The organism is Methylococcus sp. S1M (assembly GCF_051295855.1).
Taxonomy (GTDB): Bacteria; Pseudomonadota; Gammaproteobacteria; order Methylococcales; family Methylococcaceae; genus Methylococcus; species Methylococcus capsulatus.
On record NZ_JBPDXO010000092.1, the window covers coordinates 1 to 211 of the forward strand.

The window sequence follows — 211 nt, forward strand, 5'->3', positions numbered from 1 at the left end:
TGCGAAGGCGGGCGTTTTCGGCGCGCAGCCGGGCGATTTCCATCTGCTCGGGCGAGACCCGATCGGCTTTGTCTGCGCCGCCCACACCGCCGAGCCCGCCCTTGCCAGCCAGCCGCACCCCGTTGCCCAGACTCGCCTTGGGGATGCCCAAGACCTTGGCCACCACCTCTATCGCCTGCCCGGCGCGCACCTGCCGCACCGCCTCCAGCTT

1 protein-coding gene is annotated in these 211 nt (G+C 71.1%); it reads right to left on the reverse strand.

Translation table 11 applies throughout. The annotated features are described in order from the left end of the window. On the reverse strand, nt 1-211 hold a 211-nt coding region (locus ACSHWJ_RS16180; RefSeq protein ID WP_432540155.1), incomplete at both ends, for a transposase.